The sequence below is a fragment of the Pontibacter saemangeumensis genome (genome assembly GCF_039541895.1).
Taxonomy (GTDB): Bacteria; Bacteroidota; Bacteroidia; order Cytophagales; family Hymenobacteraceae; genus Pontibacter; species Pontibacter saemangeumensis.
In genome coordinates this window covers 66,003-91,818 of the sequence record NZ_BAABHC010000005.1, presented here as the reverse complement: position 1 = coordinate 91,818, position 25,816 = coordinate 66,003, and the positions used below count along the sequence as shown (strand labels likewise).

Annotated in this window: 20 protein-coding genes; 13 read left to right on the top strand and 7 right to left on the bottom strand. The window is 53.8% G+C overall.

Annotated elements, in window-relative coordinates:
- Window positions 1-42: 42 nt before the first annotated feature.
- Complete coding sequence (locus ABD920_RS06695; protein ID WP_425568579.1) at window positions 43-816, bottom strand: enoyl-CoA hydratase/isomerase family protein; 774 nt, start codon at window positions 814-816, stop codon at window positions 43-45.
- Window positions 817-1,122: 306 nt separating this feature from the next.
- On the opposite strand from ABD920_RS06695, the gene ABD920_RS06690 reads away from it, so the two are divergent.
- The 5 genes from ABD920_RS06690 (at window position 1,123) to paaD (ending at window position 4,855) form a co-directional block, all read left to right on the top strand.
- Window positions 1,123-1,731 carry a TetR/AcrR family transcriptional regulator gene (locus ABD920_RS06690; RefSeq protein WP_345157735.1) on the top strand — a complete coding sequence of 203 codons (609 nt, stop codon included), beginning with the start codon at window positions 1,123-1,125 and terminating at the stop codon, window positions 1,729-1,731.
- A 62-nt stretch (window positions 1,732-1,793) separates the two neighbouring features.
- The gene (gene paaA / locus ABD920_RS06685; protein WP_345157733.1) at window positions 1,794-2,780 is read left to right on the top strand and encodes a 1,2-phenylacetyl-CoA epoxidase subunit PaaA; all 987 of its coding nucleotides are present in this window, start codon (window positions 1,794-1,796) and stop codon (window positions 2,778-2,780) included.
- Window positions 2,781-2,865: 85 nt separating this feature from the next.
- Window positions 2,866-3,501: a phenylacetic acid degradation b gene (locus ABD920_RS06680; protein ID WP_345157732.1), complete on the top strand. Its 636-nt coding sequence runs from the start codon at window positions 2,866-2,868 to the stop codon at window positions 3,499-3,501.
- Window positions 3,501-4,256 carry a 1,2-phenylacetyl-CoA epoxidase subunit PaaC gene (paaC, locus tag ABD920_RS06675; RefSeq protein ID WP_345157731.1) on the top strand — a complete coding sequence of 252 codons (756 nt, stop codon included), beginning with the start codon at window positions 3,501-3,503 and terminating at the stop codon, window positions 4,254-4,256. Before ABD920_RS06680 ends, paaC begins: the two co-directional genes overlap by 1 nt.
- Before the next feature lie 113 nt (window positions 4,257-4,369).
- Window positions 4,370-4,855, top strand: a complete 486-nt coding sequence (paaD, locus tag ABD920_RS06670) for a 1,2-phenylacetyl-CoA epoxidase subunit PaaD (protein ID WP_345157729.1) — start codon at window positions 4,370-4,372, stop codon at window positions 4,853-4,855.
- A 73-nt stretch (window positions 4,856-4,928) separates the two neighbouring features.
- Here paaD and ABD920_RS06665 read toward each other — a convergent pair whose 3' ends face one another.
- Both ABD920_RS06665 and ABD920_RS06660 read right to left on the bottom strand, forming a co-directional pair.
- Entirely contained in the window at window positions 4,929-6,659 is a 1,731-nt protein-coding gene (locus ABD920_RS06665; RefSeq protein ID WP_345157727.1) for a M3 family oligoendopeptidase, read from the bottom strand.
- A gap of 117 nt (window positions 6,660-6,776) precedes the next feature.
- Entirely contained in the window at window positions 6,777-7,871 is a 1,095-nt protein-coding gene (locus ABD920_RS06660; RefSeq protein ID WP_345157726.1) for a 2Fe-2S iron-sulfur cluster-binding protein, read from the bottom strand.
- 266 nt (window positions 7,872-8,137) lie between these two features.
- Here ABD920_RS06660 and ABD920_RS06655 point away from each other — a divergent pair, with 266 nt between their 5' ends.
- From ABD920_RS06655 to ABD920_RS06645, 3 genes are all read left to right on the top strand, one after another.
- Complete coding sequence (locus ABD920_RS06655; RefSeq protein ID WP_345157725.1) at window positions 8,138-8,698, top strand: HNH endonuclease; 561 nt, start codon at window positions 8,138-8,140, stop codon at window positions 8,696-8,698.
- Window positions 8,699-8,747: 49 nt separating this feature from the next.
- The gene (locus ABD920_RS06650; protein WP_345157724.1) at window positions 8,748-9,449 is read left to right on the top strand and encodes a peptidoglycan DD-metalloendopeptidase family protein; all 702 of its coding nucleotides are present in this window, start codon (window positions 8,748-8,750) and stop codon (window positions 9,447-9,449) included.
- 94 nt (window positions 9,450-9,543) lie between these two features.
- Window positions 9,544-10,380 (top strand): mechanosensitive ion channel family protein, encoded by an 837-nt coding sequence (locus ABD920_RS06645; RefSeq protein ID WP_345157722.1) that lies wholly within the window; start codon window positions 9,544-9,546, stop codon window positions 10,378-10,380.
- Window positions 10,381-10,472: 92 nt separating this feature from the next.
- Here the strand turns inward: ABD920_RS06645 and ABD920_RS06640 are convergent, their stop codons facing one another.
- Complete coding sequence (locus tag ABD920_RS06640) at window positions 10,473-11,681, bottom strand: ABC transporter permease (protein ID WP_345157720.1); 1,209 nt, start codon at window positions 11,679-11,681, stop codon at window positions 10,473-10,475.
- 72 nt (window positions 11,682-11,753) lie between these two features.
- On the opposite strand from ABD920_RS06640, the gene ABD920_RS06635 reads away from it, so the two are divergent.
- The 3 genes from ABD920_RS06635 (at window position 11,754) to ABD920_RS06625 (ending at window position 14,531) form a co-directional block, all read left to right on the top strand.
- Complete coding sequence (locus ABD920_RS06635) at window positions 11,754-12,983, top strand: exo-beta-N-acetylmuramidase NamZ family protein (protein WP_345157719.1); 1,230 nt, start codon at window positions 11,754-11,756, stop codon at window positions 12,981-12,983.
- 1 nt (window position 12,984) lies between these two features.
- Complete coding sequence (fmt, locus tag ABD920_RS06630; protein ID WP_345157718.1) at window positions 12,985-13,914, top strand: methionyl-tRNA formyltransferase; 930 nt, start codon at window positions 12,985-12,987, stop codon at window positions 13,912-13,914.
- Between the two features lie 131 nt (window positions 13,915-14,045).
- Entirely contained in the window at window positions 14,046-14,531 is a 486-nt protein-coding gene (locus tag ABD920_RS06625) for a dihydrofolate reductase (protein ID WP_345157717.1), read from the top strand.
- Window positions 14,532-14,706: 175 nt separating this feature from the next.
- Here the strand turns inward: ABD920_RS06625 and porU2 are convergent, their stop codons facing one another.
- On the bottom strand, window positions 14,707-19,746 hold the full coding sequence (porU2, locus tag ABD920_RS06620) for a putative type IX secretion system sortase PorU2 (protein ID WP_345157715.1): 5,040 nt from the start codon (window positions 19,744-19,746) through the stop codon (window positions 14,707-14,709).
- Window positions 19,747-19,785: 39 nt separating this feature from the next.
- On the bottom strand, window positions 19,786-20,886 hold the full coding sequence (locus ABD920_RS06615; protein ID WP_345157713.1) for a putative type IX sorting system protein PorV2: 1,101 nt from the start codon (window positions 20,884-20,886) through the stop codon (window positions 19,786-19,788).
- 278 nt (window positions 20,887-21,164) lie between these two features.
- Between ABD920_RS06615 and ABD920_RS06610 the strand changes: the two genes are divergently transcribed.
- A complete protein-coding gene (locus tag ABD920_RS06610; RefSeq protein WP_345157711.1) occupies window positions 21,165-21,509 on the top strand; it encodes a PadR family transcriptional regulator in 345 nt (114 codons plus the stop codon).
- On the top strand, window positions 21,506-24,007 hold the full coding sequence (locus tag ABD920_RS06605) for a GIN domain-containing protein (RefSeq protein ID WP_345157710.1): 2,502 nt from the start codon (window positions 21,506-21,508) through the stop codon (window positions 24,005-24,007). Before ABD920_RS06610 ends, ABD920_RS06605 begins: the two co-directional genes overlap by 4 nt.
- A 154-nt stretch (window positions 24,008-24,161) precedes the next feature.
- Here the strand turns inward: ABD920_RS06605 and ABD920_RS06600 are convergent, their stop codons facing one another.
- The gene (locus ABD920_RS06600) at window positions 24,162-25,586 is read right to left on the bottom strand and encodes a CCA tRNA nucleotidyltransferase (RefSeq protein ID WP_345157709.1); all 1,425 of its coding nucleotides are present in this window, start codon (window positions 25,584-25,586) and stop codon (window positions 24,162-24,164) included.
- Window positions 25,587-25,816 lie beyond the last annotated feature (230 nt).

Sequence of the window (25,816 nt, the reverse complement as noted above, 5' to 3'; positions counted from 1 at the left end):
AACAGCAAGTTTAAGAAATAGTTTTAAAAATTAAACAGCGGGCTACCACTTCATGGGCTCTTTATTTAAAAAGGCGGCAATACCGCGATGGCAGTCTTCGCTACCCCGGGCCACCGCGTTCATCTCGGCGGCATACTGCAGGCCTTCCTCCAGCCCCATGCCCTGCACGCGCGCGATCATCTCCTTCGTCACCTCCATCGCCTGGCGCGAGTTTTCGGCGCAAAGTTTACGGGCAAACGCAAAAACCCGTGCTTCCAGCTCAGCAGCCGGCACCACATAGTTCACCAGGCCGAAGCGCTCCGCCTCTTCCGCCTTGATCAGGTCGCCGGTCAGCAGCAGCTGCTTGGCCCTGCCCTCCCCAATCTTGCGCAGCAGGAACACTTTCACGATGGCGGGGATAAAGCCGATCTTTACCTCGGTATAGCCAAACCTGGCCTCCGGCACCGTGAAACCGAAATCGCAGATGGCGGCCAGGCCACAGCCGCCGGCGATGGCATGGCCGTGAATCTGGGCGATCACGACTTTCTTCAGCGTATATATAAGCCGGAACAACTCCATCAGGTGCGTGGAATCCAGCAGGTTCTCGTGGTAATCGTATTGCTGGAGGCGCTGGAGATACTCCAGGTCCGCCCCGGCGCAAAACACGCTCCCCTCCGCCCGCAGCACAATCACCTTGCAGGTTTCATCGTCCTCAGCGGTGGCGAAGGCGCGCTTCAGTTCCGACACCACCTCATGATTCAGCGCGTTGCGCTTCTCAGCACGGGCAAGGGTGATGTAACCCACGCGCTCATTTACCTCATAATGCACAAACTCCATCGTCTGCATCTCCGTTGCGTTGGCTGTGTCATTCATAGTATCGTTCTTTATATATAAGGGTATATCTTAAAAAAGGCAGGCAAGGTTACGGAAATCCGTGGGCTCACCAGAGGCGCGCTACAAGCAGCGCCTATGCTTCTGAAGAAACAGTTGCAAAAAACACACCAACTTTAGCGCCTCCTCCCAGTGGCTGCGCACCACAAACCGCTGCCTGTCAACTTTTACAAAAGGAGAACGTTAAATCTGGAACAGGCTTGCTAGCGAACGTTAGGTTGCCTATATTTGTTAGAACCATGCAGAGGTTTTGTGAGCAGAAAAAAGCAGATTGAACATACCGCCACAGCACTTTTCAAGACGAAGGGCTTCTCGGCGACATCTATGCGGGACCTGGCCAATGCCCTGGGTATAGAGGCGGCCAGCATATACTCGCACATCAAGTCGAAGGAGGAGATCCTGCAGCGGGTGTGCTTCCGGATGGCAACGGAGTTTTTTGAGGCCCTGGAGACCGCGGAGGCAACCGAAACCACGGCAACCGGGCAACTGAGACGCGCCATCGCCGCCCATGTGCAGGTACTGACGAAGAACACCGCGGCTTCTGCCGTGTTCCTGCACGAGTGGCGCCACCTGAGCGAGCCGTTCCATAGCGAGTTCCTGGCGCTGCGCGATAAGTACGAGGGCCACTTCCGGAAGATCATAAAAAACGGTGTGGAAAAGGGGGAGTTCGAAGTGCCGGACGAGAAATTCGCGGCACTCACCATCCTCTCGGCGCTTAACTGGATCCATACCTGGTATAAGCCAGAGGGCAAGATGCCTCCGGCTGAAATAGCCGAGAACCTATCGGCGATGCTCCTGAACGGCTTGCGCGCAACAGAACCGCGCGCCGTCACACCGTTAACCCGTGTGCACGCTACCTGAATAACTTAACGTGACGGTCTGCATAGCCCGCCGCTTTTACCAAACCTTAAAACCAGAGCTATATGTACGGAGGAGGAAACGTTTTCGAGGCCACTAAATTCGACGATCTGCAGGCAGAGGACCCTGTGAAGCTGGCCGAGTTTGAGGCGCGCATCGCCCGCGGCGAAAAGATAGAGCCCAACGACTGGATGCCGCAGCTTTACCGCAAGCAACTGATCCGGATGATTGAGCAGCACGCTCACTCGGAGATCATCGGCGCCCTGCCCGAGGGCGCCTGGATTACGCGCGCCCCCGGCTTCCGCAGGAAAATGGCCCAGATGGCTAAGGTGCAGGACGAGGTAGGCCACGCGCAACTCCTGTATAGCGCCGCCGAAACTTTGGGGAAATCCAGGGAGCAGATGCTGACGGATCTCATTAACGGCAAGTCCAAGTACTCCAACGTGTTCAATTACCCGGCCTACACCTGGGCCGACTCGAACATTATATCCTGGCTGATTGACGCTGGCGCCATCGTAAACCAGATGGCGAACGCCCGCGGCAGCTACGGCCCCTACTCCCGCGCGCTGGAGCGTATCTGCGCCGAGGAGGCGTTCCACCTGAAGTACGGGCACGACGCCGTGGTGCATATGGCCACAGGCTCGCCAAAGCAGCGCGAGATGATACAGGCGGCCCTCAACCGCTGGTGGCCCCCGATCATGACTTTCTTCGGCCCGTCTGACAAGATGAGCACCCACACCGAAACCCTCATGCGCTGGAAAGTGAAAATGGCCTCCAACGACGATTGCCGCCAGCAGTTCCTCGACATGTACGTGCCCAAGATATGGGAACTGGGCCTGACCGTGCCGGACCCGAACCTGCAGAAAAACGCAGAGACAGGCGAATGGGAATACACGGAGCCGGACTGGGAGGAATTTAAGCGCGTGATCAACGGCGACGGCCCCTGCAATGCGGAGCGGCTGGCCGTTCGGCGCACCGCCGAAGAGCGCGGCGCCTGGGTCCGCAAAGCCCTCCTCAGCCCGAAAGCGAAATACGTGAAACCGCTGGCGTAGCCAATGGTAGTTTAGAGTTATGAGTTAAGTGTTAAAAGCGCTTCTCAATTCATAACTCATAACTTTTAACTCATAACTCATAACTATGTCTTTGACGTCCTTAGACCCGAGAGTAACCCGATTGCACCTGCCGGACGGTGAGATACCCCCGATGGAGCAAAAGCCCGCGCTGGATCAGTTTGAGACCTATGAGGTTTTTCATCTGAAAAAGGAGGGTGCCGCCTATACGTATGTGGGGCCGGTGCACGCCCCGAACGAGGAGGTAGGCTTTCTTTTTGCGAAGGAACAGTACAGCCGCCGCTTCCCCTGTGTGGGCCTTTGGATCATCCGGACAGACCATATACAGGTAACGCCCTATGCCGGAGACGGGGAAAATATATATGAGATGATACGGGCAGAGGAGCCGGGAACACGCTCAGAGCAAGCGGAGCCTTACGAGATCTTCCAGCTGAAAAAACGCGGCAAAGCCCATGTGCACGCAGGCCGCGTCACCGCCACCTCCTTCCAGGAGGCGCTGCAGGAGGCAAAGCAGGCTTTCGGCGAAAAAGGCCCCGTGGTGAACGTCTGGATCGTGAAATCGGGGCACGTGCTGCAGTCCGGGGAAGAGGACAGGGACATGTGGCTGACCGTGCCGGATAAAAAATACCGCGAAGCTACCGCCTATAAGGTAATGGACAAGATCACGAAGTTTAAAGAAGAACAGAGAAACACCCCTGCCTGATGAACGAGCAAGCTATTAAAGACCTGCTATATAAACTGGCCGACGACGAGCTGATCCTCGGCCACCGCAACTCCGAGTGGACCGGCTTCGGCCCCATCCTGGAGGAGGACATCGCTTTTTCCTCGATGGCGCAGGACAAGATCGGCCACAGCCTGGCTTTCTACACGCTGCTGCAGGAGTTGGGTGAGTCTGACCCGGACACGGTGGCCTTTACCCGTAACGCCCGCCAGTTCCATAATAGCCAGTTGGTAGAACTGCCGAACGGCGAATACGATTTCAGCCTGATCCGCCACTTCCTTTACGACAACGCGGAGATCATCCGCTTCGAGATGCTCAGCCAGTCCAATTACGAGCCCATCGCGAAGGTGGCCACCAAGCTAAAGGGAGAGGTAAAGTACCATGTGCTGCACGCCAACACCTGGATCAGGAATTTAGGAAGTTCCACAGAAGAGGCAATCCTGCGCCTGCAGTCGTCACTGAACGAGGCCCTGCCATATGCACTGGGCATGTTTGAAGTTTCAACGTTTGAGCAGGAGCTGATAGACACGGGTATATACGGCGGCGAAGAAGCTGTGAAAGCCGAATGGCTGCAGCGCGTGCAGGCGGTGCTAGGGAAAACTAAACTGAAGCTACCGGAACTGAACGGCATCACCCCGAAACTCGGCGGGCGCTACGGTGAGCACACCGCGCACCTGCAGCCGCTGCTGGACGAAATGTCCGAGGTTTTTAACATCGATCCGACGGCAGAGTGGTAGGTGAAGAAGTAAGATAGCCGGCCTTTTTCTCCCTTCTGCAAAACTATCGCCCTATATGCATATAGCTGATGTTACAACACAGCATAATCCTTTCAAATGGCTTAATTCAGGATATGAAACTAACTAAGGAACACATACTGACGCTGCTGGAGGAGGTGAAAGACCCGGAGATACCGGTACTGTCGTTGGTGGACTTAGGTGTGATTACGGGCGTTGAGATAAGCGATGGGAACCACGTTACGGTTAAGATGACGCCTACTTTCGCCGGATGCCCCGCCATGGACTATATGAAAAAGGATGTGGAGCGCACCCTGGAGAAGCACGGCATCACGCACCACACCGTCAGCATGTCGTTTGACAGCCCCTGGGACAGTAACAGGATTTCCGAGAAAGGACGCAAGGCCCTGAAGGAATTTGGCCTTGCCCCGCCACCTGCCTACGATATGGTGCTGGACCTCGACATTCTGGAATATGCCACCTGCCCCTACTGCAACAGCGAAAATACCACGATGCGCACGCCTTTCGGCCCCACGCTCTGCCGCTCGATGCACTATTGCAACGACTGCCGGCAGATGTTCGAGCAGTTCAAGCCACTCTAAAAACCAAAGCCATATATAAAGCGGGCGCCCGGTGATTTTTTCACCGGGCGCCCGCTTTATATATGGAGCAAAACTACAGCTTCTCCATCTCCGCCCGCACGAAGTCAACCAGGCTCCTGATGTAGTCAGTGCTGAAGTCGAACTTGATGCCGGCTGCCTGGTACACCTCCCCGATGGAAACGGTATAGCCCAGGCTCAGGGCGCGCTTGTAGGCGGCAAGCCCCGCGGCAGGATTCTCTTTGTAGTTTTTCCATATGGCAATCGCACCGAGCTGCGCCATGGCATATTCTATGTAGTAGAACGGCACCTCGTATATATGCAGCTGCTTTTGCCACGTATAGGGTTTGTACTGCTCCAGGCCCTCCCAACTCACCAGCTTGTGGTTAAAGGTGTTGAAAATGTTCACCCATTCGCCGTGACGCTGCTCCTTTGTCTGCTCCGGGTGCTCATAGATCCAATGCTGAAACTTGTCCACCGTCGCCACCCACGGAAAAGTCTCCAACACACTCTCTAGGTGCGTGCGCTTGGCACGTCGCAACTCGTCTTCATTCTCGAAAAACGTATCCCAATGGTCCATCGAGATCAGCTCCATCGACATAGACGCCAATTCCGCCACTTCGGACGGAGGATGCTTGAAGGCGTTGAGGCTCATTTCCCTTGTCAGGAACGAATGTACCGCGTGGCCGCCCTCGTGCAGCATCGTGATGACGTCGCGCAGGCTGGAGGTGGCGTTCATAAAGATAAACGGCACCCCAATCTCATCCAGGGGATAATTATAACCGCCAGGCGCTTTTCCCTTTCTTGATTCGAGGTCCAGGTGGCCCATCTCGCGCATCGTAGCCAGGCAGTCACCCAGGAAAGGATCCAAAGCGTAGAACACCTGCACCGTTTTCTCCAGCAGTTCCTCCCCTGTTTTAAAGGGCTCCAACGGCTTCTTCCCGCTTGGGTCCACGTCCAGATCCCACGGGCGCAGCACATCGAGCTTCAGCTGTTGTTTTCGCTCCTCGTCAATTTTCGTGAGCAGCGGCACAATGGTCTCCTGGATGGACTGGTGAAAGTCGAAGCAATCCTGTGGTGTATAGTCAAAACGTCCCAGGGCAGCGAACATGTAATCACGGAAATTCGGGAAATCAGCGTTGCGTGCTACTTTGTTGCGCAGCTGCAGCAGCTCGTCAAACAAGATATCTAGCTTTTCGCGGTCCTGGTAGCGGCGCTCCTGAATGGTGCGCCAGGCAATTTCGCGCACGGCGCGATCCGTCCTTTTAAGCCGGTCTGAGGCACGCTGCAAAGTCATCTCCTCCCCGTCCAGCACCACGGCCATGCCACCGGTAATCGCGGCATACTGCTGCTGCTTCGTGCTGATCTCCGTTTGCAGGGGAATGTTCTCTTCCCGGAAAATTTCCAATGCGCGCTCCACCCCGCGCAAATAGATTTTATATTTTTCCTTGTCGAGCCCGGCCAAGTACGGCGAGTGCATCAGCTTCAGGTTCAGCTCGTGGTCATAGGGCGCGATCTTCGGCTCTATTTCCGACACAAAATACTGGAAAGCCTGCGTAGTTTGGTCATTCTGCGTATCGCAGGTCATGCGTATATAGCGCCACCCGAGATCCTCAGAAAGAATGCTTTCCAGTTCACTGCGATCCTGCATCCACTTCTCCAGGTCGTCTTCTGTGTGTATGTCCCGTAATTTGAGCTCGTCGAAATACGGCTGCAGGGTTTCCCAGTTTTCTACCTTGAAATCGTCGGCCAGGTATAGCCTCGGCTTTCGTTCCGGGATGATCAGGTTGGTTGTTTGTATTGTCATTCTGGCAAGAAGTATTTTGAAAGCACAATGTATACACTTCTTTTGAAAGTGCAAATAAAAGCAGCGTCCCCCCAGGAAATATTATCTGGCGCCGCTCATATATACGGGGCAAATCCCTTACCCGATTTCGATCACCACATTATTCGTCAGCGGGTGCCCGACGCAGTTCAGCACATAGCCTTCCTCCATTTCGGCATCCGAGAGCCCCTCGCGCTCATCGAGGTGCACTTTGCCGCTCAGGCACTTGCCCCGGCAAGCTGTGCACAAGCCAGCCTGGCAGGAATAAGGCATGTCCACGTCCTGGTCAAGCGCCGCCTCCAGTATGGTTTGGTCCGGCTCCACTTTCACCGAATATTCAGCGCCTTCATATATGATGGTCACGGTCTGCGTCACAATCTCCCCGTCGTCCTCCGAAGAGGCCACGACGCCGTGTTGCGGCTGTCCGGCGTCCTCTTGCTCCGCTATCAGCTTGTTACTCACAAAGCTCTCCCTGAAAATCCGGTCAGCTGGCACGTGCAGGACATCCAGCGCATGCCGCACCTCTGCCATCATCCCCTCCGGGCCGCACATATAGTAAACGGCATTCTGTGGCTTCGTAAGTTGCAGGCGCTCCAGTATTTTCAGGATCAGGCTCTGGTTCATACGGCCGCGGTGCTCGCAGTCATGCTTTGGCTGGCTGTATAGAAAGACCACCTGCAAACGGTCGGGGTGCGCTGCCTGTAATTGCTGTAACTGCTCTTTAAAGATCACCGCGTCTTCATCACGATTTCCATAGAGCAAGGTCACGGTGCTGCCGGGCTCCTCTGCCAGCACCGCTTTCAGGATCGACATGAGCGGAGTGATGCCACTGCCTGCCCCAAACAAAATCACCTGGCGCTGGCCAGACGGGGTACAGGTCAGGCAGAAATTGCCCAGGGGTTCCATCACCTTCACCTCCTGCCCCACCTGCAGGTTTTCGAGCAGGTAATTGGAAACCAGCCCCCCCTCAATGCGCTTTACCGTTACAGCGAGGCGCGGCGCCTCCTGCGGACAACTGCTCAGGGAATAGGACCGGCGCACCTCTTGGCCACCGATGGGCAGGATGAGCGTCAGGAACTGGCCGGGCTTGTAGTTGATCGTTTTCTTCTCGGGATGCTCCAGGTGGATGGAAATGGCATCGGGGGTTTCTTTTGTGATAGCTACAACCTTCAGGTTGAGGTAAGGGTTACTCATATAGGCGTTGTGTTTGCTCGAAATGTCTTTACCTGAAAACTATTTTCAGGGCTGAAAGTTACGACAATCCCGCCTGTTCTGAGAAACTTGCGTATAGAAACTGTTAATACAGGAAATTATATATAAAAAAAATAATAATTTTAATGAATATTAGTTGTATTCAATATAAAAAAATCTGCACCTTTACAGCATGCTGCGTATGCAGATGAGTCGACTTGTGCTGGCTGCCTTTATGCTTACTTAAACTTAAAAGTAATGAAAACAACATGCTGTATAAACTTACGCTCAAAAACTGTGAAAAAACGGTAGTCGTAGACGATAAAACTTACGAGTACATCCACAACAACGTGTATCTGCAACAGATCGAATTTCTGAAGCACCTGCGCATCCACTCCAACGGCTACGCTTTCTTCCAGAAAAACTGGCCCCTCAAAAACGGCAAGTACCGCAACGAGACGATTTACCTGCATAAAATGATTGGCGAGCAGCTGCTGAAAAAGCCGGAGAGCGACCTGCGGCTGTACGTCCACTTCAAAAACGGTAACAAGCTTGATTGCCGCCTCGAAAACCTTGAGTGGGCGCCGCTTTGCAAGATTGTACGGAACACCGCAAAAACCGAGAACAAACTCGGCGTGCGCGGCGTGCACAAGGAGGCACAGAAGTACCGCGCCATTATTCATTACAACAAGCAGCGCATTAACCTGGGCACGTTCGAGACGCTGCACGAAGCCGCCTCGGCCTACAGTAAGAAGTCGGAGGAGCTTTTTGGCAAGACCAAAAGCCTCAAAACCCACCCAAAACTGGTAGAGGAAGAGGCCGTCAACTAATTTCTGCTTATACTTGTAGGAGGCTTTTTCCCATGCCTCCTACAAGTGTATGCATCAACCACACCACCTTAGCGCTATCCTAAGCAGGCACAGCCGTGCCTTTGCCCCCGTGCTGGACACCGACCTGAATGCCGGCAACGTTTGCCTGTTGGATTTTACAGCAGCCAACAAGCTGCTCCAACAAACCGACCTGCAGAACACCACTGCTTTCGATGCCGCAGTGCAGCAGATGCTGCAGGCCCGGAAAGCCACAGTCGGCGTCGGCGGCTATTTAGAGGACCGGTTTATTTACAGGCGCAGCCAGCATTTCAACGCGGTCTCCCAAAGCCGCAACCTGCACCTGGGTGTTGATGTGTGGATAGAGGCTGGCACAGCCGTCTTCTCCCCCTTAGAGGGCACGGTGCATTCCTTCGCCGACAACAATAACTTCGGCGACTACGGCCCCACGATCATCCTGCAGCACCAGTTGGAGGGCGTGCCCTTTTATACCCTGTACGGCCACCTGACAAGCGCCTCGTTGCAGGGGCTGCAGGAAGGGCAAGCATTTGCCAAAGGAGCCAAGATCGCGGAAGTAGGCCCGTACCCGGAGAACGGCAACTGGCCGCCGCACCTGCACTTCCAGGTGATGGCCGCCATGGAAGGCAAAAAAGGAGATTTCCCGGGGGTGGCCACTACCGCCGAAAAAGCTAAGTACCAGTCCCTTTGCCCTAACCCCAACCTGATTCTGCAGTGCCGCCATTTGCCGTTGTAATTGCTAAACCCTGTTTTTTTATTTAAAATGCGGCTTTTTGGCGCTGCTCCGGCTGGCGACCCCACTTTATTCAATCTTAATACTCATCTTCGCTATGGTGCTGGACATTGATAATATCCGCGAACTGGTCGTAAACTTTGCGATGGTATATGGCCTCCGGCTGCTGGTGGCCATTGTTATACTGGTAATCGGCGCGTGGGCAGTAAAACGCCTGAACAGACTGCTACAGAACATGATGCTGCACAAGGGCGTGGACGAATCGCTGCGGCCCTTTTTGGGAAGCATCATCAATGTGGCGCTCTGGGTGCTGCTGATCGTGCTGGTGGTGGCGCAGCTGGGGATCGAGATGACGTCTTTTATCGCCGTGTTAGGCTCGGCAGGGCTGGCGATCGGCCTGGCACTGCAGGGCAGCCTTTCCAACTTTGCCGGCGGCGTGCTGATCCTGACCATCAAGCCTTTTCGGGTGGGCGACTTTATCGAGGCGCAGGGACAGGCGGGCACCGTGCACATCATCAATATTTTCAATACGGTTATCAAAACAGGAAATAACCAGGTGATCTATATGCCCAATGGCCCGCTGGCTTCGAGCGTGGTGATCAACTATTCGGTGGAGCCAACCCGCCGCATGGAGCTCAACCTGGTCATCAGCCCTGAGAATGATCTAGAGGCCGTAAAGGAACTGCTCCAGCAACTCGTTGACGCTGACCCGCGCATCCTAGATGATCCTGCCCCGGTGATCGCGGTGACGGCTTTTACGGAATACTCCCTGACGATCAGCATGCGCCTTTGGGCCAAAAAAGAGGAGTTCTGGCCGCTGAACTGGGAAATGAACGAACGTGTGAAAATGGCATTCGAAAAGAACGGTGTGAAAGCGCCGGCCCCAATCCAGAAAAGGGAAGTGGTTGCCGTACAGCCAGGCGCTAAACCCTAAAGAATATTATAGACCTTTCCACAAGCACAAGCGTCGCTTTTACAGGAGGCCTGAGCTTATATATGAATGTTAGCCAAATTATTCTCCATGGCTTAGTCGAATTTGATGGCCTTTACAGGGTTGATGCGGGCCACCATGGCAGTGGGAATGAGAATAGCCAGCATGGTTAGCAGCAGCGTAATCACGTTAAGCCCGATGATAATCCCGGCGTTCCAGCTGATGGGCACCCGGTCCATATAGTAGTTCTCCGGGTCGAGCGGGATGATCTTAAAGTAGTACTGGATGGCGCAGAAACCGAGCCCGATCACGTTTCCCCAGAGCAGGCCCTTGATGGTGAGTTTCAGGCCGCGGTAATAAAACACCTGCCGTATCTGCGCATCGGTTGCGCCCACGGCCTTCAGCACACCGATCATATTGATGCGCTCAATGATCATGATAAACACCGTGGACACCATGTTGAAGGAAGCCACAAAAATAATGAGCACCAGGAAGATGACGACGTTCTTGCGCAGCAGCTTCAGCCAGTCGAACAGCTGTGCGTGGCGGTCTGTGATCTTCTCCAACTGCAGGTCGTAATTCATCTGCTCAAACACCTGGTCTGCCGCCTGGTCAATCTGGTCGAAGTCCTTCAGCACAATCTCGATGCCGCCCACCAGCGTGTCCGGCCAGTTGTTCAGCTCCCGCACCAACTTTATATCCCCGATCACGAACACCTCGTCAAACTCCTCCAGCCCTGTGTTAAAAATACCCTTCACCTGTAGCTTGCGGGCCCGTGGCGGGTTCTGGACAAAGTAGAAGATCGCCTCTTCGCCCACCTCCAGGCTAAGCTTGTCCGCCACAGTCTTGCTAATGAGCACGTCTTTGGAGGAGGCGGTGTCGGTGTAGCTAATCATGCCGCCTGCCTCCAGGTTTTGCTTCATCGCGCTCATGTCGTACTCCGGCCCGACCGCTTTCAGCACCACGCCCAGCACCTCATCCTCTGTTTTGATGATAGCCGTTTTGCGGGCGAAGGCTTGGATCTGCTTGATGCCCGCTATAGAGTCCGTCACGCCGATGTTCATGCTGATAGGCGCACCCTCGTAAGAGTTGTTGGTGTCGTACTTGCTCACCTGCAGGTGCGCGCCGAAGGAAAATATCTTCTGCCTGATCTCGTTACGGAAGCCTTCCAGAATAGCAAATGAAACGATCATGATGGCAATGCCTGCTGCTATGCTGATTATTGCTATTTTTGTAACCGACGAGGTAAACGAGCCGGCCTGTACTTCTGAAATTTTATCGGATATATATCTGGAGATGTTCACTCGCCTTATTTCTTATCGGCCTTAAAGATAGGTACGAATTTTGACTTCTGCCTTATGACCATGACACCGCCCATGCTTATACTTTATACATCTTTTCTGCTGGCACTGGGCAACTGCGCCCCGAAGCAAGCCCCTGCCACCGCACCGGCACCACCGCAGGCTACCGAACAAGCCGCTACAGCCGGGCCTGAGCCGGTGCCGCAGGCCAAGCCCTTGCAGACGGGCGCGGCGCAACTAGAACTGTACCTGCCCCAGTTGAAGGGCAAGCGCGTGGGGCTGGTGGTAAACCAGACCTCTATGATTGGTCAGACGCACTTGGTGGACACCTTGGTAAGCCGAGGCGTGGACGTTGTTACTATTTTCGCACCAGAGCACGGTTTCCGGGGCGAGGCCGACGCTGGGGCCCATGTCAAAGACGCCAAAGACATCCGCACCGGCCTGCCGATCATATCGCTTTACGGCCAGAACAAAAAGCCTTCGGCGGAGCAGGTGAAAGGACTGGATATACTGGTTTTCGACATCCAGGACGTGGGCACGCGCTTTTATACCTATATCAGCACCATGCACTATGTGATGGAGGCCGCCGCCGAGAACAACAAGCCGGTGCTGGTGCTGGACCGCCCCAACCCGAACGGACATTACGTGGACGGTCCGGTGCTGGACATGAAGCATCAGTCCTTTGTGGGCATGCACCCCATCCCGATCGTGCACGGTCTGACAGTCGGGGAATTGGCCGAGATGATAAACGGCGAAAAATGGCTGAAGGGACAGCGGCAGGCGGACCTGACGGTGGTGCCGGTGGCCAATTACACGCACAACACAGCTTATATACTGCCAGTGAAACCATCTCCAAACCTGCCCAACCAGCAGGCTATTGTGCTATACCCGTCGCTCTGCCTCTTCGAGGGAACCAATGTGAGCGTAGGCCGCGGCACTCCCACGCCGTTTCAGGTAATCGGCAGCCCTTACTATCTGAAAAAAGACTTCTCATTTACGCCCGTCAGCACGGCCGGCGCCACGGAGCCGCCCTATAAAGGGCAAACCTGCTACGGCATGAACCTCACGGCCCCTTCCAAAGCGCAGCCGTTCACGCTGGCGTACCTGCTGGAGATGTATCAGAACTCATCAGAGAAAGACAAGTTCTTCAACAACTTTTTTGAGAAACTGGCTGGTACCTCCAGGCTGCGCGAGCAGATTAAAGCCGGTAAGTCAGAGGCCGAGATACGCGCGAGTTGGGAGCCCGCCCTGACAGCTTACAAAACCCTCCGCAAGCAGTACCTGCTGTACCCCGAAAATATATAACATGACCAGAGACCTACGCATTGTGTTTATGGGAACGCCCGACTTTGCCGTGCCTACCCTGCAAACACTTGTTGAGCATCATTATAAGGTCGTGGCTGTGATCACGGCCCCGGATAAACCCGCAGGGCGCGGACAGAAAATACACCAGTCGCCGGTGAAAGAGTATGCCCTTTCCCAAAACATCCCGGTGCTGCAGCCCACGAATTTGAAGTCTGAGGCTTTTCTCGAGGAACTTCGCAGCTATAAGGCCAACCTGCAGATCATCGTAGCCTTTAGGATGCTGCCCGAGGTGGTGTGGGCGATGCCGGAGCATGGGACCTTCAACATCCACGGCTCGCTGCTGCCGCAGTACCGCGGGGCCGCGCCCATCAACTGGGCCATCATCAACGGCGAAAAAGAAACCGGCGTTACCTCCTTTTTCCTGAAGCACGAGATCGATACCGGCGACCTGATTTTCCAGGAGCATGTGGCGATTATGGAGGAAGATGATTTTGGGGCGGTATATGAGAAGCTGAAGCACGAGGGCGCGAAACTCGCGTTGCGGACCGTGCAGGCCATTGAGCGTAATGCGGTGCAGCCGCAGCCCCAGGTCGCGTCTGCCGAAATAAAACATGCGCCGAAGATATACAAGGAGACCTGCGAGATAAACTGGGACCAGCCTGCCCGGCAGGTGCGCAACTTTATCCGCGGCCTCAGCCCATATCCTGCCGCCTGGACGCGCCTCAACGGCAAAACCTTTAAGATATACAGAGCTGAGGCGCTGGAGAACACGGCATATGACCTGCCCCCCGGCCACATCAAGACTGACAATAAAACCTTTCTGCACGTGCAAACTGCAAAAGGCGCTATTTCTATCCTCGACCTGCAGATGGAAGGCAAAAAGCGCATGCCCGTACAGGACCTGCTGAGGGGCCATAACTTTAATGGTTGAATACGAAAAAAGCCTCTATCAAATCCGGGACTATGCCTGCTACCGCTTCTATCTAGCAAAGCAGCTTTAAGTCTCCGTCACTGCTGTACTTTTTAACAACAATTTAGCCATTTAGCCATCCAACAATAAAGATGATAGCAATCGTAGTAGCCGCCGCCGAGAACAACGTGATCGGTAAAGACAATGGCCTGATCTGGCACCTCCCCGCCGACCTGCGCCATTTCAAGCAGATCACCATGGGGCATCCCATCCTGATGGGGAGAAAGACGTTCGAGTCGATCGGCAAGCCATTGCCCGGCCGAACCTCCGTCATCATCACCACCCAACAGGACTATGAAGCCCAAGGATGCCTTGTAGTCCACTCCGTGGAGGAGGCAGTAGAACAGGCAAGGCAATTGGACAAGGATTTATATATCATCGGAGGGGCCAATATATATGAGCAAACCTTGCCGCTAACGGACCGGGTATACCTGACGCGGGTGCATGCTGCTTTTGACGGGGACGTGTATTTCCCTGAGCTGGATGAAAAGGATTGGGAAACGGTGGAGCAGGAACACCACGAGCCGGACGAAAAGAACAAATACCCTTACAGTTTCCTGACACTGCAGCGCAAGTAACCCCCTGTATATACTGATTGTGCTGTATATATCCTGATTGTGCTGTGCCAGGAAGGCAAATCCGACAGCAGCATATACAACAATTCGCAAGCACTGTTAATTTACCCGGCTATATATAAAAAGGGAGGGGCAGCTAAAGCAGCTGCCCCTCCCTTTTTATATATAGCCGGACTTTTTACCGCAGTATATAGAGTTTGCCATACCCGTTTTTGAAGGCAGAGTCGCCGAAAGTATTGCGGTGCTTCATGTCTTCCTCTATCCTGCTCATCACCACGCGGTAAAGGTAAACGCCATTCGCCAGTTTATCGCCGTAGGTATCGGTGCCATCCCAGGCGTACTCCGTTTTGTTGTTGCCGATGCGCAGCGGGCCCAGCTCTTCTTTCATGATTTCCCTCACCACCTTGCCGGTCACCGTCAGGATCTGGATCTTCATGTGTTCGGGGATGGTGCTGCCCGTGAGGGTGAAGATGAAATTCGTTTTGGTGGAGAATGGGTTCGGGAAGGGGTAAAAGTTGGTAACGCTTGCCTCGCTCACCACTTCAAAACCGATGCGGTAAGGCGAAATGCCAGAGGCTACACCCGCGGCGTCCTTAGCGCGCACTTCCATCGTATACCGGCCGTCCATCAGCTTTGTCGGCTTGTACTCCAGTTTAAAGTCGTTTTGCTCGGTGGCGGCAGTGTAGGTGATCTCCTGCGGATTGTTCAGCAGCGACACCTCCTGCTCCTGCCCCTCCGGCGTGATCAGGATGAGCGACATGGCCGAAGGATCCTGCAGGTATATATGGCGATTCTCGTCCTTCACCGTCACGCTGATCACCGGAGATGGCGACACCAGGTCCCCGTCCAGGATATGCACCCCGTCAAAGGCCACATCCATGATCGGGTGCAACTTCGACCGCACGCCAAAACTCACCTCATATATGTTATTGAAATAATGCTGCTCCAGTTGCAGGCGCGGATTCACGAACATGCTCAGCTTATAGTTTCCGTCCAGCGCCTGAGTCGACATAGGATAGTTGAAGGTCACTGTCTCATTCGCCTCCACAGGCTTAATCTTAAAGCGCGAGGTAGAAGGCTGTAACCCGTCGCCCGACACCGTCACCTCTACAAGTAGCGAGTCGCGGAAGGAAGTCTGCGAAATGTTCTGGAAAGCCATCGGCACATTGATGCTGCCCCCGCCCGCCTGTTCCGTCAACAGCTCGCTGCTCACTTTTACCAGATCCGGCCTTACTACCCCTTCCGGCACACCCTCGTAGTACACAAACCACTCCTTCAGCTGCGGAGCGGTGCGCGCCGTGGAATCAGACAGGAAAGCAGACAGTTTCAGGTTGGGGTATAGCGTGGCATCGATCGTCGCCAGGTCCAGTGCCTTGCGTTCTACCTCCTCCACCAGCACCGTTTCTTTCCCTGTGGTATCCACCCCGATAACGCTCAGCTTGTATTTATCGTCTCCGCCTCTATACTTCTCTATGTTGTGGTATAGCGTGCCCCATTCCATCGCAGGCCCGATGGCGACCGAAGTGATGGTTCCGGCCGCTCTCGTAGATTGAAGCGTGGCATCCAGGGATATCTCCTGGGAAGTGACTGGTATAGGATCGTCCGCGGATGCAGTCATCTCCTGCGCTGTGCCAACCGCTGCTCCCTTTTGCCCAACAATGGCAAACGGGGCACCTGTAGTCAGATTGTCAATCAGGCCGGAGCCAATGCTCTTGAAGGCAGCCTTCGCTTCCGCTGAAAAACTACTGAAGGGCACCTTGTTAATGCTGATTCCCGCTACGTAGTAGCCTGCCGGTACAGCCGCTAAAAATGCCTGCATCTTCGCTACGTTTGCCGCCTTCGACAAATCGCCGGTGTCAAACAAATAAGGCGTCTCTATTCTTGTAGAGCAAAATGTCTGGCCGGGCAAGGAGGTTACCGGCTCTAAATTCACGTTGTTCAACAGGATGAAGTAAAACCTGGATACCGCAGAACCCGCAGGGTTCCCACAGGCGCCGTTCAGCTCTGACACCCCTTCGATGTATAACCCGTAGGGTGAATACACATAGCGAATGTCTCCTCCCGCTGTTTTTATGTTTATGAACTTGCGGACAGGCTTAAACTGCCATGTCCTGTTGTCTTTCGTAAGAGAATCAAACCCTACCGCATGCACATCCTGCAGTTGCCCGTAGTGGCTTTGTGACCAGCCGCCCTTTGCTCCGGCAATGTGTCTGAATGAACTCGTGGCCCAGACTGTATCCTCCCCTGCCTCATAGTTTGTGAAACGTGCCCTCCAGTAGTAAACGGCACTATCATTAGCCTCGACAGGTAAGGGGGCTTCCCACACCGGCACCTCTGCATTCGCGACAGTCTGAGACTGATGAATCGGGCTGTTGAAGGTTGTGGTTGTATCCAGTTCAAAATAAAATCCTTGGTTTTCGCTAAGAACAGACGCCTGCACCGCCAGTTTTATCTTATCGTTACCAATGATACTGTAGTTAGCAGGATAAACCGTAGTGATACCACTGATCGGGAAAAAGTACTGAAACGTTGCCGTATTGTTTTCTTCATTTAACTCTTCTATAGCATTCGGGCCATCGAGTGTGATCGTAAAGGTGTTCATGCCTAGTGCCACCACGCCCGTGTTCGGCAGTTTCAGCGTCACCGTTCGCCCTTTGATGATCGGCTCGATTAGGATACTGTCCTGCTCCAGCACACTGTTATCTGCGAGCGTCCTTTTCACGGAAACATATATAGGTTCCGTTATGGCTTTTCCCAGATTATCCACCTCAACAGCGACCATGAAAGAATCTGCCAAGGCCGTCACCAAACTGCCATCCGTTCCTGTTACCTCAAAATTATTCTCTCTAATGACATAATCTGGCTTACTTGGATTGTAGGGCTTTAACGCCGGATCTCCCTGAAGCGCCATCTCCAGGACCATAGCCGTAGCAAGATCGCTGGCTGAGGACTGCGTCACACGGCGAATCGTTTCCTGCTGTACCACCCCCAGGGATGTGCCGTAAAACTTCGGGTCCTGAAAAGCGGCTTTGTAAAAGTAAGTAGTATATAAATTCAGGTATTGGGGATACCCTGCATCCAAATGGGCTATAAGTGAGACTGCCCCTTTATCTGGCGTAAGGAGCCAGTCTTCACCAAATGATATATTTTGAGGAATAAAAGAATTTCCGGCATTACAGCCATTCATTAAGATAAGGGGATATTTACCCTTGTTGTTATAATTGTTGATCGCACTCGAAGCATATCCTATGTCTAAATCGGTGGTACCCGGAGAGCTATGCCCGAAAAATGTTAGAAGGGAGATCCCTTTATTCAGCTGATCTGATATATTGACTGACTCTACGACTTCGCTTACATTCTGCCTGTACCTTTCTGTAACGTTTGCGCCTAGCAGAGGCCCTTCTACAATATCGGCGTACTGTTTTAAATAGTTCGATATCTGGTTTATTTCACTTGCAGTTTTACCTCCTCCAAGCTGTAATATATTCTTTCGCCAAGGCTCCCCTTCCTTCACCGCATCATATTCTTTCACCTTGCTCAGGTATGCCATAATTCCCTCGGGCGTAGTGACAGATAGCCTGCCAGTAGGCACTGTGGGGATGTAAGAACCATTTTGGAAGTCAGCAGAAAAAAATATATCAGATGACGGAACAATGCCCGTAGGCACAAGATCAAGCTCATTAGCTTTTGGATGGCGCGCTCCTACCTGGTAATAGCTAAATTTACCCGGGTAATAGGTATAGAAATACTGCTGATCCGCATAAACCACACCCTTGCCTATAATAAACAGTTGCGTAAGCTTGGGGGAGGTGCCCATATACCTTGTCATGCGACGTATGGCATTGGAAGAGTAGTCCCCATAATGAAACTGATCGAATACCTGGCCCACTTCAAGTAGCAAAGTATCATATGCGCCACCAGCTGCTGAAGCCCTGTAAGCAGCATATTCTAACGGGGCCGGATACCTGCTCCCGTTTACTTGCTTCATGAGGCGCTTGTTAGTAAGTATGATATAATTATATTCGCTTGGATTTAGTTTTCTGAAGTTTACCTTATAGTTCTTTGCTTTGAGTGGCTTGAAAGGTCTAACTGCGTCTGCAACAAGAATTTTATGAGTAGTGTTACTGACCCCATCCAAGACAAATCCTTTCGAAGTCCCTATGGGATGGCCTTGCACCCGCACAATGTTCAACGGATCAGTCACATCATAAGCGACCGTAGTGGCCGGTGCATTGAGGAGTTCATAATAAGGGTTTCCACTTCTGGTGGAATCCGAATACAGGAACATGGAGATACCTGGGAAGATTGGCTTCTGAGGATAGGTAAGCACTCCATAAGCAAAACTGACACGGTTGTTACCTCCCGCCGAGGGCAAAGGCACTATCTGGAGAACAAGTTTAGCCTGCGCATTGATATCACTGAACTCCACTCGCTTTTGATCCCTTGCGTAAGCGAAAAAGCCATATTCAAAATAGTTAAGCGTGCGTGTCCCCGTAGGAGCCACTACATTGACGTTAAGTTTATGATATTCCTGATCGGCGCCTACAGTTGCATATTCTAATAAAGGCTTTGGCCCATTAGTCTCAATGTTGGTGATATTACTAATCGCCTGGGTTTGTGGGTTCTTTGAATAATTCGAAAAATAACCTTCCCCTTCATCTATCCAAGGCATTCTGTTGGCGCCGTACAGCTTGCCATAGTTAAAACGATCGGTGCTAACATGCACCGCCTTCTGCAAATGGTACGGCTCGGGCGTACGGCCCTCAATGGAGGGGTTTGACTCGCGCATGCGCTTGCCGCCGCCGGCGTTCACCGTCAGGAAGTAAGCGGCGGTATCCGTATATAAACTGTAGAACTGGTGTACCTGGTGGGCAGGGTTCTTGTAGAGTTCCCGGTCCAGGGCACCGTCGTTGCGCTGGCCGTAGAACTCCACGTAATCCTGCGCATCCAGCCGGCCGTCGGCCTCACCGGCCACGTAGATAGCCATCTCCCTGCCCCTGCGGAAGAGCTGAAGGTGCTGCGGGTTCACATCTTTCAGGCCAAGGCTGTCCAGGAACCCGTAGCTGAGGCGGTGAAGCCCTGTGTTCACTACACTAATCTTGTAGTAGGTCTTGGAGTAGTCTATCCACTCATTCCCGTAGATTTCCTGCGCCTGTGCAGTGCCTGCCATAAATCCGGAAACGAGCAGTAGAAATGCCAGTAAAAGTCGCTTCATCATATATAAATAAAGTCAAAGGGTGTTTCGCGAAGCTATGGGTTATTTGTCGAATGCGTAGGCGAGGGAAACGATCACTGAAGAAGTGTTGGCGCCCCCTACCGAATTGTTCTCATTGTTGTTGACGCGCGAAAGGGCAAGGTCCAGGCTCAAACCCGAGGTTCTCACGCCCACCCCGAAGTTCGGCTGCAGCCGCTTGGTGGAGCCGCCGTCAAAATCCCGCGTCTCCTGGTAATTGTTGATCCCGCCCCGCACAAACACGGTGCTGGCGTAAGCCACCTCAAGCCCCACGTGCGGGTCCACCGACACCAGATCGGACTTGAGCCACACGTTCCGCTTGCCGTCGAAGGTAAAGTCAAGGTCGGCGGCAACAAGGGCGGAGAGCTTGTCATTGAACCGGAAGGACCGGCCCGCGCCCAGCACCACCCGCGGCAAGGTCAGTTCTGCCGTGCTTTCGGGAAGGTCGTTACCGGTTTGCAGGTACGCCTCCTCCAGTTCCTCCACGTTATGGGTCCAGGCGGTGAAGGTGGTGGTGATGTCCTTTGCCATCAGGCCAAACTGCCAGTTGCCGCGCTGCAGCTGCGCCCCCACATCCACGCCAAAGCCATAGGCGTTGGCAAACTCCCCCACGTTCCGGTATATGATTTTCGCGGTTGCACCCAGCATCAGCCCCTGCACGAGGTTGCTGCGGCGGGCATAGGACAGGAGCATGGCGTAATCGGCCACGGAGAAGAAGCGGATGCTGTCATACTGGATATAGCCGTACTCGTTCTGGAGCCGGCGCGTGTCGGCGATATCATCCACGCCCAGCCGGATGACGGACACTGCCAGAGCGCTGTTGGTGTCGAGGGGCATGGCAAAGCTGGCGAAGTCGTTTTTGGCGATGCCCGCGAAAAGCTCGGAGTGCATCAGGCTGATGTTGTACCTGTTTTGGAGGCGCAGCAAGCCCGCCGGGTTCCAATAGCCGGCGGTGGCGTCGTTGGCGACCGCGGCCTGCACGTTGCCCATGCCAAGCGCCCGCCCGCCTACGCCAATATTCAGGAACTCGTTGCTGTACTTCGGGGTGGCCACCTGTGCCATGGCTGCCGACCAGGAGAGAAACAGCAGCAAAGCCATGAAACAGGGAAGGGTGAATCGGATCATGTGTAGCGGTAAAGATTATATCACAAGCAAAAATAATTATGCACTCTTTTATCACCGTCCGAAACGGCACCTGGGGTCTTAATTCCCTCTGCAACACAGATAAGCGCCTTTTAGTTGACAGCGGGGGCACTAAATTTTAAACCAAAAATACTGATTAATAAAGATAAACCGAGAGCTATATAACTAATAAAAAAATCTTCCGTAATTATTTTTATACAGTACCTTGCGTTACATAGTACCTTTCATTATCTTTACTTCAACATTATAACGGAATCATCATGAAAGTAGAAAACACACAAGTGCAGATGAGGAAGGGAATTCTGGAATTCTGCATCCTGGAGATTATCTCTCGTGGTGAAGTATATGCGTCCGATATGCTGGAGGAGCTGACAGCGGCCAGAATGATCGTTGTAGAGGGTACACTATACCCGCTGCTCACCCGCCTCAAGAACGCGTCGCTTCTCGACTACAACTGGGTAGAGTCCACTTCAGGGCCGCCCCGCAAGTACTACACCCTTACCGAAACAGGACGCGACTTCTTAGAGCAGCTCCGCACAACCTGGTCTGACTTAGTTGCCTCCACCGAATACATTATCCTTAACAAGAAAGCTCAGCAATTATGAAAAAGAACATAAGCATCAACTTGCAAAGCATCATCTTCCATATCGAAGAAGATGGGTATGAGCAGCTTAGCAGATACCTTGCCTCCATCCGAACCTATTTCTCCAACTATGAGGGGCACGAGGAGATTGTTGCCGACATCGAGGCGCGCATTGCCGAGATTTTTTCTGCGCGGCTTTCTCCGGGCAAGCAGGTCATCTCGCTGGAGGATGTGGAGTACTTGATGGCGCGCATGGGCAATGTGACGGACTTTGAGGTGCTGGACCCTGTAGAAGAGGAACGGCCTAACCCACAGCCAAGACCGGATGCCCACGAGGCAGACGGTGCCTATGAAGCCTACACCCACACCGGCCCCAGGAGGCTGTTCCGCGACATAAACCGCAAAGTAATCTCGGGTGTGTCAGCAGGTATCGCCAATTACCTGAACATCGACACGCTGTGGATCAGGCTTTTCTTCGTGCTGTTCGTGCTGCTTGGCATTGTTTCGGCAGGGATTTCAGCTGCAATGGGTATTGTGCTGTATGTGGTGCTGTGGATTGCAATGCCTGAAAATGCCCAGTTGCCGGAAACAACAGCCAGGAAATTGTTCCGCGACCCGGACGATAAGAAACTGGCCGGCGTGGCAAGCGGCATCGCCAAATACTTCGGCATCGACATAACGGCTGTCCGCATCCTGTTCCTGCTCTCGATCCTGGTTGGCGGCTTCGGCGTGATCGTGTATATCGTGCTTTGGGTGTCGATGCCCGAAGCCGTTACCCTCACCGAGCGCATGCAGATGCAGGGAGACCCGGTAACGCTGGCCGGCATAGAGAAAACGCTGAAGGACAACCTGAACATGAAAGACAGCAACGGCCAGGAAAGCACGCTGGCCAAAGTCATCCTGCTGCCTGTCCGCCTGATCTCCCAGATCTTTCACTGGCTGGGCAGGGCCCTCGGGCCTGTGCTCGCCTTCCTGATCACGCTGATACGCGTTGGGGCCGGTGTTATTTTGCTGGTGGTGTCTATCGGCCTCACCATCGCCCTCTTCTCCACGCTTTTTGTCGCCCTTGGTTTAGTTGATGAGTCCCAATACATTGTTTTAGGTGATTTTCCGGCCTCCGTGCTTCTCGGGGGCTTTCCCAGGCTCGGACTGGTGGCAGGTTTTTTTGTAGGCCTTATTCCCCTTCTGTTCCTGATTATCCTGGCCGTGAGCCTGCTGGTGAAACGCATGTTCCTGCGCCCGCTTATGGGGTGGTCGATGTTCGGGGTATGGCTGGTGAGCTTGTTCACCATGGCAGCCTTCATCGGCATACACAGCACCAACTTCCGCCGCACCGGCGAGGTCGTAACTTCTAAGACGATCCCTGTTTCCAACTACCCCACCCTTACGCTCGACGCCTACAACACCAACCTGGACTATGATAACATTTACATCGATGTACGCGCCCATAACAGCAAAGACGTCGAAATTATACAGCGCGCCGAGGCAAAAGGAAGAACGGAGGAAGAGGCGAAGCGAAACGCCCGCATGATCACGTACCGCGTGGTGCAGCAGGATTCTACCATCCGGTTCGACAACAGCTACGAGTTCAAGGAAAACGCAAGGTTCCGCGACCAGGAGCTCAACATCACGCTGATGCTGCCACAGAACAAGCCGCTGCGCCTGACCCGCGAGTTTACGTACCTGCTGCCAAGCGCTACCTTCACCCAGGATTACAGCGTGGACAAAATCGTGCGCAACACCTGGCAGGCAAGCGGCGACCAACTGGAGTGCCTAACCTGCGCCGCCGACACCCTCGACACAGAGGAAACTGAGACAGTAGGGTTTAACGCGGGTAACGAGGCCGAGAAGATCAGGGGCAGCGTGCTGCTGAACGAGGGCGAGTACAGCGACAATGTCCAAACGTTTGATCTCAGGGACTTTGATGAGGTAACCGTTAGCGGCCCCTACCATGTGCAACTTACGCAGGGCGATAACTTCAGCGTGCGTGTTCGGGGCGAAGAAAGGGACATGCGCCGCATGAAGGTGGAAAAACTCGGGCAGGAGCTGCGCATCGGCTTCACGGAGAAAAACATCGAACTTTTTGAGGATGACGACCCCGTGCTGATCCAGATCGTGGCGCCTGACTATCGCGAGATTGACTTGAGCGGCGCCATCAAAGCGGATATCGGGCGAGTGAATGCTGATGACCTGCAGCTGAACCTGGCCGGAGCCATCAAATCCGTGGCTGACCTTGACGTACGCAACCTGAAAGTGGATATAGCCGGGGCCTGCATCAGCAAGTTTACCGGCCGTGCCGACAACTTTGAGCTGGATGTGACGGGGGCGGGCGTCGTGGATGCCGAGGACCTGAAGGCAACCTCCGTGGACGCGGACGTGACCGGGGCCAGCGCGGCCGAGGTATATGCCACCACCACGCTGCGTGCCCAGGCATCCGGGGCAAGCCGCATCACCTACCGGGGAAATCCCTCCGACACTACCATCGACAGCAGCGGCCCGAGCAGTGTGAAACGCCGCTAAGCATGCTAACCTAATTTCACTAAAGGGACAGCGGGCTATAGTATATATAGGCTTATATATGACTCCGCCTGCTACCCTCTACCTGCCACTAGTACAGAATAAAACTAAGATAATAATTACCCAATGCCCGCGTTAGCTTTATAATGATGTTTGTTTAGTTGTTTGAGTGCCCTTGACGAAGCCCCATCTCCTTTCCTTTTTCTAACAGGAAGGCGAAGGCTTCGTCAAACTCATTCCTGACTTTCCCCTCCAGAATTGCCTCGGTCAGTATCTCCTTCAGTTCTCCCACTGTTTTAGAAGGCTTCAACCCGAAAGTATCCATGATCACCTCGCCGGTGATCACAGGCTGGAAATTGCGCAGCTTATCGCTCTCCTCCACCTCTACCAGACGTTTCTCCACCTTGTCGAAATTTTGCAGGTAGCGCTTTACCTTGGTATCATTTTTAGAAGTGATATCGGCGCGGCACAGGGCCATCAGGGCTTCCACATCATCGCCGGCCTCAAACAGCAGGCGGCGCAAGGCGGAGTCTGTCACGGTGTCTTTCACCAGGGCGATGGGCCGCAGGTGCAGCCTTACAAGTTTCTGCACAAACTTCATGTGCTCATTCAGGGGCAGCTTCAGGTCTTTGAAAAGCTTTGGCACCATGCGGGCACCGCGGTCCTCATGCCCGTGGAAGGTCCACCCTACTTTTGGTGAATAGCGCTTGGTGTCGGGCTTGGCGATGTCGTGCATGATGGCAGACCACCGCAGCCACAGATCATCCGAAACCTCCGCCACATTGTCGAGCACCTGCAGGGTATGGTAAAAGTTGTCTTTGTGCGAGTTGCCATTGATCGTCTCCACGCCGTGCAGCTCCGTCATCTTGGGGAAGATGAGCTGCAGCAGGCCCGACACGAACAGCAGCTTGAAACCATAACTGGGCGTGGGCGAGAGAATAATCTTGTTCAGTTCATCGGTGATGCGCTCCTGCGACACGATTCTGATGCGCTCCTTATTCTCAGTGATGGCGTCGAAAGTGTCCGGGTCGATGTCGAACTTCAGCTGCGAGGCGAACCGGATGGCGCGCATCATGCGCAGCGGATCGTCGGAGAAGGTGATTCCCGGCTCCAGCGGCGTCCGGATCAGTTTGCGCTTCATGTCCTTCACCCCCCCGAACTCGTCGATCAGCTCGCCGTAGTTTTGCTTATTCAGGCTGATGCCGAGGGCGTTGATGGTAAAATCGCGGCGCTTCAGGTCATCGTCCAGCGAACCCAGCTCCACCTCCGGCTTCCGCGAATGCTCCCGGTACGACTCCTTGCGGGCTCCCACAAACTCCACCTCCCATTCATCTGCGCGCAACATGGCTGTCCCGAAGTTTTTGAAGACAGAGACCTTCGGTTTGTGCGGCAGGTTCTGGGCCACCATGGCTGCAAGCGCGATACCGTCCCCCACACACACGATGTCTATATCCTTGGAGGGCCGTTTCAATACGAGGTCGCGGACAAAACCGCCGATGACGTAGGCATCGGTTCCCAGCGCAGCGGCCGCCTCGGTTACAACATGAAATATGGGGTGTTCGGGTAGTTCTACTTTATCCATCACAAAAATCAAAAACCTCAGGCCGCGCCACCGTTGCCTGAGGTGCAAAATTAAGGAATCCGCATCAATTACGGGTTACGAGTTCCGAATTACAAATCCTATCGGTTTATATATACCCACACGCCTTGCCTGCCCGGCTGCTAAAAAACTGCCTCACCCGCCTCACCGTCTCTATATATAGTTTCATGCGGTGTGCCTCTACAAAGCCTGACGGCTTGCGCTGGCTTCGC

Coding starts and splice junctions, on each gene's coding strand:
- ABD920_RS06655 (WP_345157725.1), top strand. CDS start 8,138: ATGCTGTATAAACTTACGCTCAAAAACTGTGAAAAAACGGTAGTCGTA.
- ABD920_RS06695 (WP_425568579.1), bottom strand. CDS start 816: ATGGAGTTTGTGCATTATGAGGTAAATGAGCGCGTGGGTTACATCACC.
- porU2 (WP_345157715.1), bottom strand. CDS start 19,746: ATGATGAAGCGACTTTTACTGGCATTTCTACTGCTCGTTTCCGGATTT.
- ABD920_RS06625 (WP_345157717.1), top strand. CDS start 14,046: ATGATAGCAATCGTAGTAGCCGCCGCCGAGAACAACGTGATCGGTAAA.
- fmt (WP_345157718.1), top strand. CDS start 12,985: ATGACCAGAGACCTACGCATTGTGTTTATGGGAACGCCCGACTTTGCC.
- ABD920_RS06600 (WP_345157709.1), bottom strand. CDS start 25,586: ATGGATAAAGTAGAACTACCCGAACACCCCATATTTCATGTTGTAACC.
- ABD920_RS06645 (WP_345157722.1), top strand. CDS start 9,544: ATGGTGCTGGACATTGATAATATCCGCGAACTGGTCGTAAACTTTGCG.
- ABD920_RS06605 (WP_345157710.1), top strand. CDS start 21,506: ATGAAAAAGAACATAAGCATCAACTTGCAAAGCATCATCTTCCATATC.
- ABD920_RS06660 (WP_345157726.1), bottom strand. CDS start 7,871: ATGAGTAACCCTTACCTCAACCTGAAGGTTGTAGCTATCACAAAAGAA.
- ABD920_RS06635 (WP_345157719.1), top strand. CDS start 11,754: ATGCTTATACTTTATACATCTTTTCTGCTGGCACTGGGCAACTGCGCC.
- ABD920_RS06615 (WP_345157713.1), bottom strand. CDS start 20,886: ATGATCCGATTCACCCTTCCCTGTTTCATGGCTTTGCTGCTGTTTCTC.
- ABD920_RS06680 (WP_345157732.1), top strand. CDS start 2,866: ATGTCTTTGACGTCCTTAGACCCGAGAGTAACCCGATTGCACCTGCCG.
- ABD920_RS06650 (WP_345157724.1), top strand. CDS start 8,748: ATGCATCAACCACACCACCTTAGCGCTATCCTAAGCAGGCACAGCCGT.
- ABD920_RS06610 (WP_345157711.1), top strand. CDS start 21,165: ATGAAAGTAGAAAACACACAAGTGCAGATGAGGAAGGGAATTCTGGAA.
- ABD920_RS06665 (WP_345157727.1), bottom strand. CDS start 6,659: ATGACAATACAAACAACCAACCTGATCATCCCGGAACGAAAGCCGAGG.
- paaA (WP_345157733.1), top strand. CDS start 1,794: ATGTACGGAGGAGGAAACGTTTTCGAGGCCACTAAATTCGACGATCTG.
- paaD (WP_345157729.1), top strand. CDS start 4,370: ATGAAACTAACTAAGGAACACATACTGACGCTGCTGGAGGAGGTGAAA.
- paaC (WP_345157731.1), top strand. CDS start 3,501: ATGAACGAGCAAGCTATTAAAGACCTGCTATATAAACTGGCCGACGAC.